This window comes from Pseudoalteromonas obscura (genome assembly GCF_030135505.1).
GTDB classification, from domain to species: Bacteria; Pseudomonadota; Gammaproteobacteria; order Enterobacterales; family Alteromonadaceae; genus Pseudoalteromonas; species Pseudoalteromonas obscura.
In genome coordinates this window covers 472108-488556 of sequence record NZ_JASJUT010000002.1, presented here as the reverse complement: position 1 = coordinate 488556, position 16449 = coordinate 472108, and the positions used below count along the sequence as shown (strand labels likewise).

At 42.8% G+C, this 16449-nt stretch carries 24 protein-coding genes; 16 read left to right on the top strand and 8 right to left on the bottom strand.

Going from position 1 to position 16449, the window contains the following annotated elements; translation table 11 throughout:
* Window positions 1-52: 52 nt before the first annotated feature.
* The 3 genes from flgN to flgA all read right to left on the bottom strand — a co-directional run bounded on the left by flgN (window position 53) and on the right by flgA (window position 1576).
* The gene (gene flgN, locus QNM18_RS06345; RefSeq protein WP_211009792.1) at window positions 53-481 is read right to left on the bottom strand and encodes a flagellar export chaperone FlgN; all 429 of its coding nucleotides are present in this window, start codon (window positions 479-481) and stop codon (window positions 53-55) included.
* The gene (gene flgM / locus QNM18_RS06340) at window positions 474-797 is read right to left on the bottom strand and encodes a flagellar biosynthesis anti-sigma factor FlgM (RefSeq protein WP_211009791.1); all 324 of its coding nucleotides are present in this window, start codon (window positions 795-797) and stop codon (window positions 474-476) included. Before flgM ends, flgN begins: the two co-directional genes overlap by 8 nt.
* Before the next feature lie 71 nt (window positions 798-868).
* The gene (flgA, locus tag QNM18_RS06335; RefSeq protein ID WP_284136692.1) at window positions 869-1576 is read right to left on the bottom strand and encodes a flagellar basal body P-ring formation chaperone FlgA; all 708 of its coding nucleotides are present in this window, start codon (window positions 1574-1576) and stop codon (window positions 869-871) included.
* Window positions 1577-1716: 140 nt separating this feature from the next.
* On the opposite strand from flgA, the gene QNM18_RS06330 reads away from it, so the two are divergent.
* Both QNM18_RS06330 and QNM18_RS06325 read left to right on the top strand, forming a co-directional pair.
* The gene (locus QNM18_RS06330; RefSeq protein ID WP_023397114.1) at window positions 1717-2649 is read left to right on the top strand and encodes a chemotaxis protein CheV; all 933 of its coding nucleotides are present in this window, start codon (window positions 1717-1719) and stop codon (window positions 2647-2649) included.
* 16 nt (window positions 2650-2665) lie between these two features.
* Window positions 2666-3499 carry a CheR family methyltransferase gene (locus QNM18_RS06325; protein WP_023397113.1) on the top strand — a complete coding sequence of 278 codons (834 nt, stop codon included), beginning with the start codon at window positions 2666-2668 and terminating at the stop codon, window positions 3497-3499.
* 47 nt (window positions 3500-3546) lie between these two features.
* Here the strand turns inward: QNM18_RS06325 and QNM18_RS06320 are convergent, their stop codons facing one another.
* The 5 genes from QNM18_RS06320 to ettA all read right to left on the bottom strand — a co-directional run bounded on the left by QNM18_RS06320 (window position 3547) and on the right by ettA (window position 7923).
* Window positions 3547-4716: a glutathionylspermidine synthase family protein gene (locus tag QNM18_RS06320; protein ID WP_211009927.1), complete on the bottom strand. Its 1170-nt coding sequence runs from the start codon at window positions 4714-4716 to the stop codon at window positions 3547-3549.
* A gap of 37 nt (window positions 4717-4753) precedes the next feature.
* The gene (locus tag QNM18_RS06315; protein ID WP_211009789.1) at window positions 4754-5347 is read right to left on the bottom strand and encodes a DUF1190 domain-containing protein; all 594 of its coding nucleotides are present in this window, start codon (window positions 5345-5347) and stop codon (window positions 4754-4756) included.
* A gap of 9 nt (window positions 5348-5356) precedes the next feature.
* Entirely contained in the window at window positions 5357-5761 is a 405-nt protein-coding gene (locus QNM18_RS06310; RefSeq protein ID WP_211009788.1) for a DUF350 domain-containing protein, read from the bottom strand.
* A gap of 23 nt (window positions 5762-5784) precedes the next feature.
* Window positions 5785-6147, bottom strand: a complete 363-nt coding sequence (locus QNM18_RS06305; protein ID WP_023397109.1) for a PilZ domain-containing protein — start codon at window positions 6145-6147, stop codon at window positions 5785-5787.
* A gap of 111 nt (window positions 6148-6258) precedes the next feature.
* A complete protein-coding gene (gene ettA / locus QNM18_RS06300; protein WP_023397108.1) occupies window positions 6259-7923 on the bottom strand; it encodes an energy-dependent translational throttle protein EttA in 1665 nt (554 codons plus the stop codon).
* A gap of 584 nt (window positions 7924-8507) precedes the next feature.
* Here ettA and QNM18_RS06295 point away from each other — a divergent pair.
* The 14 genes from QNM18_RS06295 (at window position 8508) to QNM18_RS06230 (ending at window position 16447) form a co-directional block, all read left to right on the top strand.
* Window positions 8508-8783: a helix-turn-helix domain-containing protein gene (locus tag QNM18_RS06295; protein WP_023397107.1), complete on the top strand. Its 276-nt coding sequence runs from the start codon at window positions 8508-8510 to the stop codon at window positions 8781-8783.
* Window positions 8758-9117 carry a hypothetical protein gene (locus tag QNM18_RS06290; protein WP_211009787.1) on the top strand — a complete coding sequence of 120 codons (360 nt, stop codon included), beginning with the start codon at window positions 8758-8760 and terminating at the stop codon, window positions 9115-9117. Before QNM18_RS06295 ends, QNM18_RS06290 begins: the two co-directional genes overlap by 26 nt.
* 15 nt (window positions 9118-9132) lie before the next feature.
* On the top strand, window positions 9133-9552 hold the full coding sequence (locus tag QNM18_RS06285; RefSeq protein WP_211009786.1) for a glycoside hydrolase family protein: 420 nt from the start codon (window positions 9133-9135) through the stop codon (window positions 9550-9552).
* A complete protein-coding gene (locus tag QNM18_RS06280) occupies window positions 9549-9947 on the top strand; it encodes a 3TM-type holin (RefSeq protein WP_023397104.1) in 399 nt (132 codons plus the stop codon). Before QNM18_RS06285 ends, QNM18_RS06280 begins: the two co-directional genes overlap by 4 nt.
* Window positions 9944-10192, top strand: coding sequence for a hypothetical protein (locus QNM18_RS06275; RefSeq protein ID WP_023397103.1), 249 nt, complete (start codon window positions 9944-9946; stop codon window positions 10190-10192). Before QNM18_RS06280 ends, QNM18_RS06275 begins: the two co-directional genes overlap by 4 nt.
* A gap of 118 nt (window positions 10193-10310) precedes the next feature.
* On the top strand, window positions 10311-11147 hold the full coding sequence (locus tag QNM18_RS06270) for a baseplate assembly protein (RefSeq protein WP_211009785.1): 837 nt from the start codon (window positions 10311-10313) through the stop codon (window positions 11145-11147).
* A 2-nt stretch (window positions 11148-11149) separates the two neighbouring features.
* Window positions 11150-12160, top strand: a complete 1011-nt coding sequence (locus QNM18_RS06265; RefSeq protein ID WP_284136691.1) for a phage tail protein I — start codon at window positions 11150-11152, stop codon at window positions 12158-12160.
* 25 nt (window positions 12161-12185) lie between these two features.
* Window positions 12186-12740: a phage tail-collar fiber domain-containing protein gene (locus QNM18_RS06260; RefSeq protein ID WP_284136690.1), complete on the top strand. Its 555-nt coding sequence runs from the start codon at window positions 12186-12188 to the stop codon at window positions 12738-12740.
* Window positions 12741-12749: 9 nt separating this feature from the next.
* A complete protein-coding gene (locus QNM18_RS06255) occupies window positions 12750-13019 on the top strand; it encodes a hypothetical protein (protein WP_284136689.1) in 270 nt (89 codons plus the stop codon).
* A gap of 62 nt (window positions 13020-13081) precedes the next feature.
* Window positions 13082-13858 (top strand): hypothetical protein, encoded by a 777-nt coding sequence (locus QNM18_RS06250; protein WP_211009782.1) that lies wholly within the window; start codon window positions 13082-13084, stop codon window positions 13856-13858.
* 21 nt (window positions 13859-13879) lie between these two features.
* Window positions 13880-14341 carry a hypothetical protein gene (locus QNM18_RS06245; protein ID WP_211009781.1) on the top strand — a complete coding sequence of 154 codons (462 nt, stop codon included), beginning with the start codon at window positions 13880-13882 and terminating at the stop codon, window positions 14339-14341.
* Between the two features lie 115 nt (window positions 14342-14456).
* On the top strand, window positions 14457-15071 hold the full coding sequence (locus tag QNM18_RS06240) for a hypothetical protein (protein WP_284136688.1): 615 nt from the start codon (window positions 14457-14459) through the stop codon (window positions 15069-15071).
* A gap of 8 nt (window positions 15072-15079) precedes the next feature.
* On the top strand, window positions 15080-15451 hold the full coding sequence (locus QNM18_RS06235; RefSeq protein WP_284136687.1) for a hypothetical protein: 372 nt from the start codon (window positions 15080-15082) through the stop codon (window positions 15449-15451).
* Between the two features lie 99 nt (window positions 15452-15550).
* A complete protein-coding gene (locus QNM18_RS06230; RefSeq protein WP_211009778.1) occupies window positions 15551-16447 on the top strand; it encodes a hypothetical protein in 897 nt (298 codons plus the stop codon).
* Window positions 16448-16449: the final 2 nt, after the last annotated feature.

Below are 16449 nucleotides of genomic sequence, written 5' to 3'. Positions count from 1 at the left end.
CTAACAAAAAAAGCACTGTCGACACAGTGCTTTTTTTGTCGCTAAGATTAACTTAAGCTTTGAGGTTTTTGACGATTTCGCCTACGTTTTCAACCACATTTCCTTCTTCTGTGTAAGTGGTCGACATTGGCCTGCCAATCAATATCTCTTTTAATTCACGCACTGTCATATGTGCTAAATGAGCTGCTTTGGCATTCACCTCATTTTGGTTTTTGCATTTGATTAGCAATAAATTGATTTGCTCCGTTAAGGGCGCCACATCTGGATCTTGAAACAACTCTTTCGGGTAAGTTGATAAACTTTTATCAGTCTTCTGTATTGTATTTAAGAAGGTAATTTTTTGCCGCGCGATATCTTTTAAGCCATCGCCGTTTCTAGAACTGAGCGCGGTTAGTTCATCGTCTAGAAGCTGGGTCAAAGCTTCTAGTGATGTAATTTGTGCCGTAAGTTGCTGTATACACAGCTCAATATCTTTATCCATATAAATCGAATTCAAATGCCGCTATATTTTTGGCAAGTTTCTCAGCGTCAACCTGATACTTGCCTTCTGAAATGGCTTTTTTAAGCTCTTCTACTTTCTTACTATCAAATGCTGGAGTTTGTTGTGCTTTGTCTTGCAAGCCTTTTAATTGCTGTGCCTGTGGCGTCAAGCTAACCGAATCTGAGGCCGCTTTTTGTTGAGCAGCAGGCTTTGTTGCCGTATTACTTGCATCATTTCTTTGCAATTCAGCACGTTGTTGCTTAATATTATTAGCAACATTGTTTGGCTGATTTTGACCGTTAATGTTATTAACCATGACATTGACCCATATAAATAGTTGTTTCAGTCTTTTTATCGACCATTCCACTACTAACTTTAGCAAAAATTTTAAATATTGACCGCAACTGAATCAACATCTTTTACGCGTGCTCGGATGGTTTTCCCTGATTTTACATTTTTTACACGAATTTGCTCGCCGAGATTGCCATCTTGCAGGGCGATCCCCTGAGTTTTGATAGCAAAGTGCCCATTGCCTGCCACTATTATGACAGAGTCTCCTTTACAAACCATACAAACATGACGCAAATTGATGGCTTTGTCAGCTTGGATGCGACGTTTCGTTTTACTACCAACCAACATATCAATGCTATCAATGTTTGAAGCGCGAACAAAGTGTTTTGGACGCATTGCCATTTTCAGATCGCCAACTTGCAATACAGTCCCCTTGTCCAGCTGCTGAGTGCTGACAATGACCGGATATAAAGTTTCTATTTTTATATGCACAAATTGTACCCAGTTCTTCTTGTCGTTACAGCGGACCTGCACTGTAACTTGACGGTTAAAAGGAGGAGAGGCTTTGCTAGAAACTTTTAGTGGCAACTTACATTGTCGATTGGGGAGCCGAGAATCCAGTGGTAACGCAGAGACATTAACTTCCCCTTTTGGGTCCGCAGTGGTATGTTTTTCCACATACTTTATTGCGACTTCCTGAATTTGTTCTGGCTCATAGGTGTGAGCGTAAACAGGCTGCTTGGCTAAAAAACATGCCAAAATGAGAAAGAATTGAACTGCAATTGTATTTTTTAACAAACTCATGATGTTTCGACTATGCTTATGGGGTGAAACAAGGTATAAAGATTTTGCGTGAATTGCTTCACCGCTTCAAGGGCAACTTTGAATGCTATATGACAAGCAAACATTGTTCCGATAAGCTGTATTTTGAGTAGGAGAATGAAATGGCAGGTATTTTAGACTCAGTTAACCAACGAACACAGTTGGTGGGTCAAAACCGACTTGAACTATTACTCTTTCGTTTGAAGGGGCGCCAACGCTTCGGTATCAATGTTTTTAAAGTAAGAGAAGTATTGCAGTGCCCACCTCTTACAGCCATGCCAAAATCTAATTCGTATGTGCGTGGTGTTGCACATATTCGTGGCCAAACTATTTCCGTAATTGATATGTCGCTTGCGGTAGGTGGTCCCCCAATTGAAGATATTAAAAACTGTTTTGTGATCATTGCCGAATACAACCGCTCTGTGCAGGGCTTTTTAGTTGGTGCTGTTGAGCGTATCGTGAACATGAATTGGGAACGAATCATGCCTCCGCCATCGGGAGCTGGTCGCTATTCATACGTGACAGCGGTGACAGAAATCGAAGAAGAACTGGTAGAGATCCTTGACGTTGAAAAAATCTTGAACGAAATCTGCCCAATAAATACTGAAGTTAGTCAAGATATTGTCGCAGATGGCGAGATGCAAAAAGACCTTGGTGAACGTATTGTATTCATTGCAGACGACTCTGCCGTTGCACGAAACCAAGTAAAAAGAGCACTTGAACCTTTGGGTGTGCAAACTGAACTAGCGAAAAATGGTAAAGAAGCGCTAATCAGGCTCAAAGAAATTGCAGAAGTAGATTGCCAAAACGACATCACAGAGCGTGTTGGGTTATTAATTTCTGATGTAGAGATGCCAGAAATGGATGGCTATACCTTAACGGCTGAAATTAAGGCAGATCCTAAACTAGCGCCTTTACATGTCATCCTACATACTTCACTGAGTGGGGTATTCAATCAGGCAATGATTGAAAAAGTGGGTGCAGATGACTTTATTGCCAAATTTAACCCGGATGAGCTGGCTTCGGCTGTGAAAAAATGGGTTCATTGTGATTAATAAGTGGTGGTAAACCTTGGAAAATAAACATTTAGAGCAAAGCGAGTACGATCAGTTTCGCACCTTTTTAGAGCAGCAGTGTGGCATAGTACTTGGCGATAATAAGCTTTATTTGGTCAAAAGCCGCCTTGCGCCTTTAATGTCCCGATTTAATGTCGATTCATTATCGTCTTTGGTAACAAAAACGCTCAGCCCACACGAAAGACAGCTCAGAGCTGCTGTGGTCGATGCGATGACGACGAATGAGACTTTGTGGTTTCGAGATCAATACCCGTTTGAACTGCTTAAAAAGAAAATTTATCCTGAATTTAAGGATTTACGCAGGCCCGTAAAGATTTGGTCAGCGGCGAGTTCTTCAGGCCAAGAGCCTTACTCGATTGCGATGTCAACCAGTGAGTATCAATCGCAAAACCCTGGTGCGTTAAAGATGGGCGCACAAGTGGTGGGTACAGATATTTCTAACACCATGCTGGATATGTGTAAAAATGCCGAATATGATGCATTAGCGCTGGCGCGAGGGTTATCTCCTGAGAGACGTAAAAAGTTTTTTATGGACAGTGGAAATGGGATGGCACGAGTTGTTGACCCAATTCGAAAAATGGTCAACTTCCGTCATTTAAACCTACTGGATTCCTACGCGCTTTTGGGTAAATTTGACGTTATCTTCTGCCGTAACGTATTGATTTATTTTTCTCCTGAAGTCAAAGCGAAAATCATTTCTCAGTTTGCTCAGGCATTGAATCCAAATGGTTATTTGTTTTTGGGAGCATCAGAGTCGATGGCGGGACTAAGCAATGACTTTGAAATGTTACGTTGTAATCCAGGGATAATTTACCAGAAGAAATCCTAATCTAAAAAGCAGTCGAGAGACTGCTTTTTTTCACCGTGAGAGTGCTATCAACCTAATATTATGTGAGGTACGAAGCGACTCATATCTTGTGTGATTAAACTCGTATCAGCTCTCAGCCCAATCCCTGCAGGTTGGTCGCCTATCATCCAACTGCCGACCACAATATGTTCACCTGCAAATTTTGGTAGTGCTTTAAACTCTTGATATATAAAACCTTCATCACCATAAGTGCCAGTAGAATGCGCTATCACTTGCCCTTCTCTTAAAATTTCAATATTTGCTCCCTCACGCGAGAAAATAGGCTTCTTAACACTGCCTTTTCGCGTGTCTAGTTTGTATTTTTGATCACTAAAATAAGCTGGTAGTAAATTGGGGTGGTTTGGAAAGTATTGCCATAGCAAAGGTAAAATGGCTTTGTTGGATAGTATTGATTTCCAAGCTGGCTCTAACCATTGAGTGGACAGAGTTTGCAACGGATCCGCATACTCATCATTAAACATAAACTCCCATGGATATAACTTAAAACACCAGTCGATGGCATTGTCTGCCAGATCTGTAAAACGATTTTCAGTGCTGAGCCCAATATCTTCAATGTAGGTGAATCGACAGGGGATGCCCGCTTCAAGAGCGCAACTTCTGAGGTAGTCCACCGTACCTTTGTCTTCTTCTGTATCTTTGCAGCAACTAAAATGCAGGACATGAGTTCGATTGAACTTGTGTATATGACGAAATCGAGAGATCAGCTGCTCCTGAATACTATTGTATTGATCACTGCTTCTCGGCAGGCTTCCGGCTGATACTTGCTGCTCTAACCACATCCATTGCCAATAAGCTGTTTCAAACAATGATGTCGGCGTATCATAATTGGCTTCTAACAGCTTAGCATGGGAGGTGCCGTCATAGCAGAAATCAAAGCGACCGTAGAGATGAGGATCTTTGCGCAGCCATGAGCGCCTGACTGTCGACCAGAACTTTTCTGGGATAGCAAAGCGGTGCAATAACTCATCGTCATCACATATTTTATCAACTAAAAAGAGCAGCATCTCATGAAGCTCTTGCGTTGGAGCTTCAATATCTTGTTCTATTTGCGTCAGGGTAAATTGGTAGTAGGCACTTTCATCCCAATAGGGTTGACCATGCATAGTATGAAATTTAAAGCCCAATGCATTGGCTTGCTGTTGCCAGTCAGCTCTAGGCTGGATCGGTATTCTTAGCATAATGTGTAGGAGTTGGTTTACTGTGAGGAGGGAGAGGTTATCCCCCCCAGCTCCTCGAACTGGCACTGCGGCCAAATCCACCACGACTTTTTGTTCGTGTTACGGTTTTACTCGGTTTAGGTTGATAGTTGATCGACGTGCTTTTTACTGTTGTTGTGCCGGCGGAGTTGACGCTGGAAACGACGTTATTTTGTGCATTACGATATTGAAAAAAATCATCTTTGCTGCGATAAAGAGGTTTGGCACCAGAGTAATATTTTCCGCTTAAAAAGGCTGCTTTTCTTTTTTTGCGTTTTTTCATCGCATCTAGACCTTCGTCTACGGCTTCTGCAAGTAACGCAACCATAAAGCCAGCCATAACGGGACGCCATAAACCGCCATTATTCTCACATCGCTCATACCCAAAGTCGCTTTCACACAGCTGCTCAGTCGCATATCGCGGAGCTTCCGATAGATGTTGATCTTTGGCTTGTTCGTAATGATATAAGCAAGACTCTGTCTCAACACCAAATGAAGTGCACTCATTCACATCTTCAAAGAGTAATGCAGATTCTTCAGAGTCTGAACAGCCAGCTAAACCTGCTGTGGTGCCCATCACTAGAGTAAGTTTGATTTGCTTGCTGCGTTTCATACTTACTCCTTAATAGGTCATACAGGCAGCATTAAGAATACCCGTTGCCAGTGAAGCTCCACCTAGAAACAATCCAGCGCTTATATGATTGTTTTCAATTTTCTCGGACAATTTAGGCATGTATAGACGTACTAGAAAGAAAGTTACTAGCTGCATTACACCCGCAATGATGCCCCAAATTGCAAAATCTACCAAGGAAACTGCGTTGACTGCTGCGCTGGCAATTGGCAGAGTGAAACCTATCAATGTGCCGCCAAATGCTGTTGCCGCTGCTGGATTATCTTCTTTTACCAATTTCCACTCGCAGTGTGGTGTTACTTTGGTATAAACATATAAAAAAGTCAGGATCAGCAGGTAGCCGATCAAAAAATACAAAATAAATGGAATGAATCCCTGTAAAGACTCCAAAATCATGGGGTTATATACCTTTTATGTTCTTATTCGTGAAGTAGTAAGTGCTCCAATTCACGGTGAAGAATATCATCATCACCGATGTTTAATTCTATCAAACGTTTCAAGTGGGTAACACTATCTATGTCTATCTGTGCACAGTGTAATCCTAAATGAGCTTCCTCGATATGGCGAATTTCGACTTCCATGTTTATTTCAATTTCACTGCCTGGCAGCATAAATTTTAAACTAGCCGGTTGTCCTTTTAGTGGAGTGAGTCCAATAGGGAGCGTGATAAGAGCCCCATTTAATGACAAGTCAATAATTTCGCACTGATAATCACCAGTGGTTGTCATCAGCGTGGCTGCGTTAGAAAATAGAATCCGGGAAAATTTTCTGCGTTCTGTCATAAGTTGATCTCGTCATACTGTTAATTCAAGTTTAGTCATATTTTGGCGGACTAACCAGATATAAAAAAGCCCTGAAAAAGGTCAGGGCTTGTAATTCAAAAGCGGTTCGAATTAACCGATCTTTTTGTATTTGATACGCTTAGGCTCAGCCGCTTCAGCACCAAAAGTTTTCTTTAACCACTCTTCGTATTCAGTATAGTTACCATCAAAGAAGTTAATTTGACCCTCGTCACGGTAATCGAGAATGTGCGTTGCGATACGGTCAAGGAACCAACGGTCGTGCGAAATACACATAACACAGCCTGGGAATTCCAAAATTGCGTTTTCCAATGCGCGTAGCGTTTCAACGTCAAGGTCGTTGGTTGGTTCATCCAGTAGGATCACGTTGCCACCCGCTTTTAGTAGTTTAGCAAGGTGTAGACGATTACGTTCACCACCAGAGAGTTCTTTTACGAACTTTTGCTGGTCGTTTCCTTTAAAGTTAAAACGACCAACATAGGCACGGCTTGGGATTTCAAAGTTGCCAATTTTAAGAATATCTTGGCCATTAGAAATCTCTTGGAAAACCGTGTTGCCGTCGTCCATGTTATCACGGAACTGCTCAACAGTAGCAAGTTCGACAGTGTCACCTAATTTGATCTCACCACTGTCCGGTTGTTCTTCACCGCTTAGCATTCTAAATAGTGTTGATTTACCCGCACCGTTGGCACCGATAATACCGACGATAGCCCCTTTTGGCATAGAGAAGCTTAGGTCGTCAATTAGAACGCGGTCGCCAAAGCCTTTTTTCAGGTTATTCACTTCAATAACTTGATCACCTAAGCGTGGACCAGGTGGAATAAAGAGTTCATTGGTCTCGTTACGCTTTTGATAATCTGACTGCTGAAGTTCAGTAAACTGAGCCATACGTGCTTTTGACTTCGCTTGACGGCCTTTTGGATTTGAACGAACCCACTCGAGTTCTTTTTCAATTGATTTTTGGCGTGCTTTCTCAGATTTTTCTTCTTGTTTAAGACGTGCATCTTTTTGCTCAAGCCAAGAAGTGTAGTTACCTTCCCAAGGGATACCATGGCCGCGGTCTAATTCTAAGATCCAACCTGCAACGTTGTCTAAGAAGTAACGGTCGTGGGTAATTGCGACAACAGTACCTTCATAGTCGTGCAGGAAGCGTTCAAGCCATGCGACCGATTCGGCATCAAGGTGGTTGGTCGGTTCGTCCAGAAGCAGCATGTCCGGCTTTTCAAGTAGGAGGCGACAAATTGCAACACGGCGTCTTTCACCACCAGACAAGTTTTCAATTTTTGCATCCCATTCTGGTAATCGCAATGCATCAGCCGCACGCTCTAGTGCATTGTCTAAGTTATGACCGTCATGAGCTTGAATGATCGCTTCCAGTTCGCCTTGCTCTTTTGCTAGCGCGTCGAAGTCAGCTCCGTCCATCGCATACTCTGCATAAACTTCATCTAGACGCGTAAGTGCATTTTTAACTTCACTTACGGCTTCTTCGATGGTTTCGCGGACGGTTTTGCTTTCGTCTAATACTGGTTCCTGTGGTAGGTAACCAATTTTCGTACCGGGTTGTGGACGAGCTTCCCCTTCAAACTCAGTGTCTACACCTGCCATGATGCGCAGTAGGGTAGACTTACCTGCGCCATTTAGACCAAGTACACCAATTTTCGCGCCAGGGAAAAAACACAAAGAAATATCTTTTAGGATAGTGCGCTTAGGTGGCACAACTTTGCTCACCCGCGACATTGTATAAATATATTGAGCCATGAATCTGTTCCGACTTATTTTTTATTTCCGCTATTGTAGTTACAACTTACGGTGCATTCAATGCAAGTCAGAAGATTAGGTGGCAAGTTAGCTTGTCTTGAGTACTTTTTGATACGAAACAAGGTCAGTAGCACCTCTGGGATCACTAACTACCGACTGCAAATCATCAATCTTTATTGCTCAAAAGAGCTTAATTTAATTTGTTTACATTTGAAAATAAATTGAAACAAAGTGTGGTGTTTAATATGTGGGAAATAAGAGTGTTTTTTTTAAGTCTTTATTGTTAGGGCATTTTTGACCTGTTTCAACTCCTAAAAAAAGGTATTATTTACCTATGCTCAGCAAAGCTATGAAGAAAAGCCGTTAACTTCTATGTTGCTCAGAGCACCTCAATAATTGTTCATAATTATATATGAGAACAAATGCTTCCTTATTAGGAAGCCGAAGAATACGGACAGATTAGCATACACTGCAAAGCGAGCAGTCTAGATAAACCTCACAGCTTTTGGCTCTGATAATTCACCATTTGCTGAACACATTTCACATCACCAAGAAGCTTAACTGACCAATCGGTAAGGATCGCAATGACACAGTCAAGTTACTCATCAAACAGAATTTTTAAAAATAAGCGAACTCCGCTTGGCGCGGAGATCCTCCGTTTTGCTAGACGCATGCGCGGCTTCACTCAAGCCGAGTCTGCGGCCAATTATGGGATTGAAGAGCGCACTCTCAGGCGCTGGGAAAATAAAGAGTACAGTCCGAAATGGAATGATGTGATTGGTCTAGTAGAAGATGTTTATTCACTCGATATTTTAGAAGTAATAGGAAAGCTCAATGATTGCGACACAAATAACCATTAAACAAATTCGCACAGCCTTAAGACGTTGGGGCAAATATTGGCGGCAGCGAGAACTGGGCAAGGGCTTCAGCCGTCAAGCCGTCACCGAGCAAACTGGAGGCGGGCATACCAATTACTTCTCCAGTGACATGATGAACGTACCCGAAGAAATTGAATTACTGGGGCAGTTGATCAGTAAACTGCGACCAGAATGTATCCGTGCAATACGAGCAAAGTATTTGCTGGATGTTGAACTGAGTCAGGCTGCAAAAATGCTTGGCTTTGATACAAAACGCTCGGCAGAGTTTTGGCTAACTAAGGCTGAAAGAACGCTTATGCTGGAGTTGAGCTACTAAATAGTAGGAAATCATATGTCGATCATGAATACGGTTGAGCAAATCAAGAAACATGAGGGCTATCGACGCTTTCCGTATTACTGTACGGGAGGAAAACTGACGATAGGTTATGGCAGAAACTTAGACAATAAAGGAGTGGATAAAGATGAGGCGGAGTATTTACTCGCGCAAGATATTCAAAATGCACTGGCAGGTGTAAAGCGTCGTATCGACATTTCGCACTGCAATGAAGCGAGGGTCGCGGTGCTGACAAATATGGCCTTAAATATTGGCTTGCAGGGGTTGATGGGATTCAAAAAAATGCTTGCTCATGTACAACAAGGAGAGTTTGAAGATGCAGCAGTAGAAATGCTTGATAGCCGGTGGGCGAGTCAAGTACCTAGTCGTGCACAGGAATTAGCACAGCAGATGTTGAGCGGGGAGTGGCAATCATGAACTGGTTAACCAATTTGTTTTCAGGCAGTGTAAAGGAACCATTGCAAGTGGTTGGTGAGATAATAGACGACTTGTATACCAGTGAAGAGGAACTGTTGGAGCAACATGTCATTAAAGCTAGGTTGCTCAATAAGCAAAGTGAAATACAGGCGCAAATAAACTCAGTTCAGGCAAGTCATCGCAGTCGTTTTGTCGCAGGTGCAAGGCCTTTTTTAATGTGGGTATGTGGGCTTGGGTTTCTATTTGCTTTTGTGATCAACCCAATTTTGCAATGGCTATTTCCAGAGCATGGTGTGCCTGTGTTACCACTTGAGGTGATGCTTGAGCTTACTTTGGGCATGTTAGGTCTGGCTGGGCTCAGAACCATTGAAAAGTTGAAAGGAGTAACAAAGTGAGACAACCTGAAAACTGGCAAATGAAAAAGGAATTGAGTTTGGCCCACATTCTTACGACGATTGCCTTGGTTGTATCAAGTATCTTATACCTAAGTGACTTAGATAAAAGAATTACTTCTAATTCCCAAGAGCTCGCGCACTTGAAACAGATCCGAAAGGAAGATCAAAAACGGATCGAAAAGCGCCTCGACTCTATCGACAAAAAGCTCGATGCCTTGTTGAGTGCAAACCGCAATAACCCCTAGTGCCTATTCAGGCCACTGTTTAAAAATCCATTCTTTGTAATTAATCACTTAAATCATGTGCACAAGCTATGAGATTGCATGTGCGTTCGTGTGCAAACGTATTATCAGGAGACGAATTGTGAGTACAGCCATCGAATTAGCTAAACTGCCACCACCTCAGGTTATTGAAGCGCTTAGTTATGATGAGATTTATAAGCAAATGGAGCAAGCGTTGCTCGAAAAGTTGCCGGATCACGCTTTGTTGGCCTCTGATCCAGCAATCAAATTAATTGAAGTTGCCTCTTATCGAGAGCTTTTGCTTCGCCAAAGGATCAATGATGCTGCAAAGTCCGTGATGTTGGCATTTTCTCAAGGTGATGATTTGGATCATTTAGGTGCTTTGTTTGGAGTAGGGAGAGATACGGACGAAGCCGACGAGCGATACCGCCAGCGCATTCCTTTGTCATTAGAAAGCTACAGTATGGCTGGAACCAGAGGTGCATACGAATATCATACCTTATCAGCCAATGATCAGGTGAAAGATGTGTATGTCGACTCAGAGCAACCGGGGTATGTGAATATCTATGCTTTGATAAATACGATGACAGAAACACAAGCCAATGCCATAAAAGCAGATATTGATACGCGTTTAAATGATGAAGATATTCGACCCCTTACTGATAAAGTGGTGACGCAGTGGGTAATGCCGACAAAAGCGACGCTCAGTGCTCAAATTTACCTAAATATCGGTGCTAACAAACAGCAAGTTGAACTGACAATACTACAATCACTCGATGCATTTATGGCGATGAATTGTAAACTGGGCACGGAAATTCCACACTCAGGGATCATTGATGCGCTTCATCAGCCCGGAGTGAGAAAAGTTAAGTTGCTCACGCCTACAGAGGACTTACAGCCGTCGGTAAATCAAGCGTACAACCTTGACATTAACTTGCAATTTCCTGACGAGGCCTAATTATGAGCGATAAATCACTACTGCCTCGCAATAGCACAGATTTAGAATATCAATTAGAACAACATTTATCACATACCAGAGAGCAGTTCGACACACGTACTGTGATCCCTGATTACATTGGCTCTCAATGGGATCCCATGACCTGCCCTGAGGCGCTTTTACCTTGGTTGGCTTGGGCACTTTCAGTCGATGAATGGAAAGAAGACTGGCCCGTTGAAACAAAGCGAGCGATGATTGTTAATTCAGTCAGTGTGCACAAACACAAAGGCACAGTGGGTGCGGTAAAGCGCGCACTAGAGTCGCTTGGACTAGAGATTGAATTCTTTGAGTGGTTCGAAGATGTTGATGATGTATATCTCGCTCCTCATCACAGCGGAGAGCCACACACCTTTATATTTATCGCATGGGCAAATGACGTGCCCTATACCAGTCGCACGGTGGTTTTAGACCAAAAGTTATATGATGCGATTAACCGTGTGACGAATCAAACTAAGCCCCAAAGGGCGCATTTTGACTTTTTAGTTGGTATGAAAATGTCGTCGCAAGTAGCTGCTGCGAGCAGTAGCCACGGCTTTGCGTCGAGTCGACTTTATGGCAAAGTTATGCCGCACACAAAAACGCGTGCTGGTAGCAATACACTTTCACTCGCTGGTGCTATTTCTGGGCATCGCACAGCCTCTTCTCGCTATTATGCTGCATCTTCTTCTGAGCGTAAGATCACCTCAACTGCTCAAGCCGGATGTGCCCTTGTTATTAGAAAGCAGGTACCGCTAGTCAGTCGCCAGCGCGTGAATACCTCTAGTGAGCGAAAACTCAGAGTGAGCTCAAAACTTGGCTTTGGCGCATCGCTTTCGACAGGCTCAGGTCAAGTTGTTAGAACTTATATTCGCAGTGACCAAACCATGCCTTCGCGCTTTATTGAATTTAGCTGCCGTGCTGCGGGAGCCATGACAAAAAGTGCAAAGCAAACGACAGTTTGTCGTTTGTATTTCAATGCAGTGTCTGCATCTTAAATATTGACAAACAAGGAGTGCAATAGTGAGCACGATTTTACAACCGGTGATCACGTCAGCGGGGCTGGCTGCTGTGTTCAGAGCACAGCAAAAAGGCTTTAAGGCAAAAATCACTAAAATAGGTATAGGCTCAGGTGTGCATCAAGTGGATGAAAGCACGACAAGCCTAAAAGCGGAGCAATATCGATTAGATATTGACTGCGCAGAATACGATGAAGCGCAAAAGCAGCTGCATCTGACGGTACGAGATGACTCTAAAGTGGCGGGGGAAGGCTTCTTTGTAAATGAAGTGGGCTTTTACACGGAAGAAGAAGTTAATGGCCAAATTCGCCATGTTTTATTTGCTGTTTACTCAGCAGCGGACCCGATAGCGTACAAGTCTAACGATATTGATTTACTACTGGCGTTTGATTTGACTTTAACTGGTGTGCCAGGCGACGCCATTACCATCATTGATAAGGGCGTAGATTTCAATATCTTAATCGCTCCCGAACTTGCCAAAATGGCTCGTTCACAGATCATGAATATGTATCGTCATTTAAAACAAAAGTTTGCATTAATTGACAAAGGTATTTTGTAAGGAAATTTCATGAAAAAAGTAGATAACCAGCGTGCACAAACTTTAGCTGAGGAAGCGCTAAAGCTGATGCAAGAGGCAAAAGTTTTACAACAGCAAGCACAATGTCAGGCGGCTCGTATTTTAGGCTATCAACAGCAAAGTGACGGGCTGGCATTTAAATATTTAGCCGCGCAAGCGGAGCACGGCGAGCACAGTCAACAAGCATTTGACGCAAAGCAAGCTTGGTTTCATGCCAGAAAGTCTGTTCAGGCTCGTTATCCAAAACTTCATGGAAAATAATTCGAAACAGATTTTTTAAAAGCCCGCTCAATGCGGGCTTTTTGCATTTATGGAGAGATTCAATGTCTTTAGAACAAGATATCACTCGTGTTGTTGAAGCCACTGAAGGTTTAACGGCAACGGTTGATAATCAAATCACGGAAATAAAGCAAACACTGAGCTCAACGGTTGCCAGCACCAAAACGCAAGTGGATGCGCATTTAGCAAGAGCAGACGCTTTGCTAAATTCGTATGAAGAGCGCCAGTCGCATTTCAGAATGAGTAAAAACCAAGCTTTAGTTGCTAATTCAGCGGGCACTTTCCCCGAAGCATGGGCAAGTGGTTTTGTCACTAAAGCAACTTTACTTGAGAAAGTAGAAACGGGCGTTGAAACTAATCAACGTACGCCACTCGCTAGAGAGTTCTTGCAGGCAATCACATCAGATACTAAGTGGTTTGCACAAAACTTCAATATTTGGGAGCTGGAATATGCGCCTAACCGTGGCGGTGAAAACAGTCACGTAGATGCGTATATGATGTATCAATACTGTCGTAGACCAACTCAAATGACAGTAGCGGCAATTGTGAAGCATATCAGAGGGGTTGTTCCCACAGGTTTTTGGTGTACTGGATTACAGGCTAACGAGCCTGCGAAGGTATGTGGTGCCCATTATGGAGCTGGTGGCCGAAATCATTATATGCACTGTCACCCCTATGTTCCAGGCAAAAACTTACCAGCGGATCAAACTGGCGTTATTCAAGTTGCACTTCCAGCTGTTGTATCGGGTCACGTACCACTAGACAAAGCTTGGAGTCAGTTTGCCTACATTGGTGACGCAGCCTTTGATGTGGTTGCGTAAAGTAAAGGAGATATAACATAAATGGCTAAACTAATTGTAAATGGACAAGCAGTAGAGCAGTTTTTTGATGCGAACATGCCACAGCATGCGATTGCACAGCTAGTTGCGGAAAACTTCGGTGAACAGAGTACATTTTCTGTTGAGCTGACAGTGGATGAAGCTTTGCAACAAAGCCGTGAAATTGTTCGCTCAGCGCTTGAGCAACAAGTTGCTGATTCCGAATCTCTGCTTGGTACAACATCAGACACAGTACATTTGCTACTCAACGAGCTGAGTGGCTTTGTAAATAAATTAAGTGCAGCGCAAACACTTGCAGATATGCGCGCTTCTACTGAGTCACTAAAAACAGCGATTGGTGATGTAGAAACAAAAGTAACCAGTGGCGAACTAAGTTTTCCTTATCAAACCAAAGGTCAAAACGACGTAATGGCTGACATTATCGCCCGTGCAAACGGCGTCGATGCTGTCATCAAGGCGCAATAAGCGCAGTATCAATTGGGTATTGAGCACACCTTATTGATTTTAAGTTTTCATTTTTGAAACTAAACGCAAAGCCCACCAACAGGTGGGCTTTTTTATTTTTACTTGGAGGTAAATTATGTCTTTAGAGCAAGACATTGCAAATGTCGTCAGTGCAGCGGAGCAGTTAACTGGCATCGTAGATACAAAAATTGAAGATATTAACAGTACGGTTAATAACAAAGTAGCTGAGATGAACTCGCAAGTTGCTGTAAAAAGAAATGAAATTGATACGACAATTTCTCAGCAAGTGCAGCGTGTTGATAATGCCTTAGAGAATAAGCAAATACTGGGTGATGGTGGTCGAGGAACCCGAAGTATTGATATCGCAAGGTTTTTTACAGCTACAGTTGGTGCTACATATATTCATATAAAGCTGCCCTATAAATTAGATCGAGATAATCGAATGTACCACATCAAGGTGAGTGGTTATGAGTTTCATAAAGCTAAGCTCGTCGACACAACGTTTGTTGGATACTGTTACAAAAACGGCAACATACTTGGCTTTAAGCAAGAGCTAGGGACACATGAGCCATTTTCATATGTTGGCAGCGATAACCATGTCTATTTGCGTCTGACTATCGAAGATAAATATTATTTAAATCTCAGTGTTGATTCTATGTATATAGGAAATGGCATGGTACTAAAACCAGGCGATATCGCAATGATTGAGAGTACAGAATTACAACTATAAGGAAAATAATGATGGACAATATGATAGCAGACCAAATATCGATAGATAACGAGAAACAGATTATTACGAGAAATGAAAGGATTGCGAGAAGGCAAAAAATTACAAGTCGAGTAGCAGACGAAGGTAGTTTGTTAGGCTCTACGTCAGATATTTCCCATATTTTACTTCATGAACTGAGCGTTTTTGTAAACAAGTTATCAACTGCTAACTCTCTGGCAGAAATGCGCACCTCTACGGAATCATTGAAAAACGCCATTGGTGCAATTGAAGGAAAGGTGGCTAGTGGCGAGGTAGAGTTGCCTTATCAAGTCAAAGGCCAAACAGCGGCTTTGGATGAAGCGCTTATGCGTGCCCATGGCGTAAGCAGCCTTCTGAAGTAATGCCCTAGATTCTGCAGGATGAAATCCAGCATTAAAAATTTCAAACAAACCCAGCCCACCAACTCGGTGGGCTTTTTATTTCTAAACGGAGGTTGAACTATGTCTTTAGAGCAAGACATTACCCGTGTTGTTGAAGCTGCAGAGAAGCTCAGCGATGTGGTTGATACTAAAATTGAAGATATTGACAATCGAGTTGCGCAAAAAGCGCAGGAGATTGATCAAAAAAATGCGGCTGTGGAAAGCCGTTTAACGGCTAAGGAACAAGCGGTTGATGCGAAAATCCGCGATTTTCAAAAATCCTTACCACTGGCGCCAAATACATTGGTTGACTCTAAATATTTCAATTCTATTTGTGAAGCTAACAACACACCAACGGATGTTTTGGTTGCACATAAAGCGCCTTGGACGGCATTTTTGCATGATGGCACGGTAGGCACGGGTACGGTCACTCGCGTAAGTTTAGACAAACTAGACGAATATGGTTTGACACCCAACGAAGATTTTCAGAACCGAGGTATTGGTTATAAAAACCATGGTGGAGAAGCTTTTTATGGTTCTAATTACCGTGTTTTACTGTTTGATATTGAAATTACCAAAGGGCGCAATAGTGACGTAAATAATGGCAGCTTTTTTGTCTTATCTCAGGGCTGTGATACCCATTTTGGGTGGGGGAGAGGTGAGTTTATAACTCAAGCAAGCTGTTGGGTTAATGTGCTCGAATGTGCGGATACAATTCGCTTTTATCCTTCTTCAAACCGCTCGGCAACCATTGAGTGCAATCACTCAGATTCAGGAAAAGGGTGGCAATATAAACATGCTATCAGGTCTGGGTGGGGCGGTTGCCACCAGCCTTTATTTAGTGGCTTGGGTAAAATGAAAGTTGCAATGTGCCTACCTTATGTTGGTACCGGTAATCACGGCGATAATATGGTTTGGGCAGACAGCGTTGGTTTCCCATACACTCACACTGACACCGCTGCAACCACAGGAGCATAAAC

What these genes read in the sequence shown, in the direction of transcription:
- QNM18_RS06280 (WP_023397104.1), top strand. Translation starts at nt 9,549, where the DNA reads ATGAACTGGTTAACCAATTTGTTTTCAGGCAGTGTAAAGGAACCATTG.
- QNM18_RS06250 (WP_211009782.1), top strand. Translation starts at nt 13,082, where the DNA reads ATGTCTTTAGAACAAGATATCACTCGTGTTGTTGAAGCCACTGAAGGT.
- QNM18_RS06265 (WP_284136691.1), top strand. Translation starts at nt 11,150, where the DNA reads ATGAGCGATAAATCACTACTGCCTCGCAATAGCACAGATTTAGAATAT.
- ettA (WP_023397108.1), bottom strand. Translation starts at nt 7,923, where the DNA reads ATGGCTCAATATATTTATACAATGTCGCGGGTGAGCAAAGTTGTGCCA.
- QNM18_RS06235 (WP_284136687.1), top strand. Translation starts at nt 15,080, where the DNA reads ATGATGGACAATATGATAGCAGACCAAATATCGATAGATAACGAGAAA.
- flgM (WP_211009791.1), bottom strand. Translation starts at nt 797, where the DNA reads ATGGTTAATAACATTAACGGTCAAAATCAGCCAAACAATGTTGCTAAT.
- QNM18_RS06230 (WP_211009778.1), top strand. Translation starts at nt 15,551, where the DNA reads ATGTCTTTAGAGCAAGACATTACCCGTGTTGTTGAAGCTGCAGAGAAG.
- QNM18_RS06320 (WP_211009927.1), bottom strand. Translation starts at nt 4,716, where the DNA reads ATGCTAAGAATACCGATCCAGCCTAGAGCTGACTGGCAACAGCAAGCC.
- QNM18_RS06240 (WP_284136688.1), top strand. Translation starts at nt 14,457, where the DNA reads ATGTCTTTAGAGCAAGACATTGCAAATGTCGTCAGTGCAGCGGAGCAG.
- QNM18_RS06310 (WP_211009788.1), bottom strand. Translation starts at nt 5,761, where the DNA reads ATGATTTTGGAGTCTTTACAGGGATTCATTCCATTTATTTTGTATTTT.
- QNM18_RS06255 (WP_284136689.1), top strand. Translation starts at nt 12,750, where the DNA reads ATGAAAAAAGTAGATAACCAGCGTGCACAAACTTTAGCTGAGGAAGCG.
- QNM18_RS06245 (WP_211009781.1), top strand. Translation starts at nt 13,880, where the DNA reads ATGGCTAAACTAATTGTAAATGGACAAGCAGTAGAGCAGTTTTTTGAT.
- QNM18_RS06295 (WP_023397107.1), top strand. Translation starts at nt 8,508, where the DNA reads ATGACACAGTCAAGTTACTCATCAAACAGAATTTTTAAAAATAAGCGA.
- QNM18_RS06315 (WP_211009789.1), bottom strand. Translation starts at nt 5,347, where the DNA reads ATGAAACGCAGCAAGCAAATCAAACTTACTCTAGTGATGGGCACCACA.
- QNM18_RS06285 (WP_211009786.1), top strand. Translation starts at nt 9,133, where the DNA reads ATGTCGATCATGAATACGGTTGAGCAAATCAAGAAACATGAGGGCTAT.
- QNM18_RS06305 (WP_023397109.1), bottom strand. Translation starts at nt 6,147, where the DNA reads ATGACAGAACGCAGAAAATTTTCCCGGATTCTATTTTCTAACGCAGCC.
- QNM18_RS06290 (WP_211009787.1), top strand. Translation starts at nt 8,758, where the DNA reads ATGATTGCGACACAAATAACCATTAAACAAATTCGCACAGCCTTAAGA.
- flgA (WP_284136692.1), bottom strand. Translation starts at nt 1,576, where the DNA reads ATGAGTTTGTTAAAAAATACAATTGCAGTTCAATTCTTTCTCATTTTG.
- flgN (WP_211009792.1), bottom strand. Translation starts at nt 481, where the DNA reads ATGGATAAAGATATTGAGCTGTGTATACAGCAACTTACGGCACAAATT.
- QNM18_RS06330 (WP_023397114.1), top strand. Translation starts at nt 1,717, where the DNA reads ATGGCAGGTATTTTAGACTCAGTTAACCAACGAACACAGTTGGTGGGT.